General features: G+C 63.4%; 1 protein-coding gene. It reads right to left on the bottom strand.

Features of this window, described 5'->3' with window-relative positions; translation table 11 throughout:
- Positions 1 to 622 (bottom strand): IS21 family transposase (gene istA / locus OCH239_RS21440; RefSeq protein ID WP_037267578.1); only part of this gene is annotated, 622 nt, incomplete at its 3' end.
- Between the last annotated feature and the right edge of the window lie 110 nt (positions 623 to 732).

The following is a 732-nucleotide window of genomic DNA, read 5'->3' as shown; positions in this document are numbered from 1 at the left end:
TCCCCCGGACGGATCGCTGATCCGCCGCGCTGTCGTAGATGCCCCGGGCACAGGCTCCGCCAAAGAAGGCGAAGGCCTTGTCGTGCGCGTCGAACACCATCTCCTGTGTCTCTCGAGGATAGGCCCGTACGAACAGCATCCGGCTGTAGCAGAGCCGGACATGCGCGACCTTCACCGTCGTGGTCACCCCGTCGACCAGGACGACCTCATGGCTCCAATCGAACTGGTAGGCTTCGCCGGGATCGAAGCTCAAGGGCACGTAGGCGGCAGCCGAGGCTTCCCGTTCGGTCTTCGTCCACGACGAGGCATAGCGCCGAACGGCATCGTAGCCGCCTTCGTATCCGAGGGCCTGAAGCTCCTCGAAGACCCGGATGCGCGTGAGCCGATCCCGCTTCGGCTTGCGGGCGTTCTCGGCCAGCATCCTGTCGAGCTCGTCCTTCCACGGTCCGATCTTCGGTTGGGGCTGCACGCTGCGCTCGTAGCTGAACTCCGTCGCCCCGGAACGGATTACCCTGCGCACCGTGTTCCGCGATACGCGCAGCTCCCGGCAGATCTGCTTGATCGGCTTCTTGTCCTGAAAATAAGCCCGACGGATCTTCGCGATTGTCTCCACGACCAACATCCCGCACCTGCTCCCGGTTGCCCCAGGAGCATCATGGCCACCGATGTAAGGGGGTCATTTTTGGACGCCGATCACCCCGTTACGGGGTCACTTTTCCACGCCGGTTCACA

This window comes from Roseivivax halodurans JCM 10272 (assembly GCF_000521785.1).
Taxonomy (GTDB): Bacteria; Pseudomonadota; Alphaproteobacteria; order Rhodobacterales; family Rhodobacteraceae; genus Roseivivax; species Roseivivax halodurans.
Note: the sequence above shows the minus strand (reverse complement) of the source record. Positions and strands in the feature narration are given on the sequence as shown.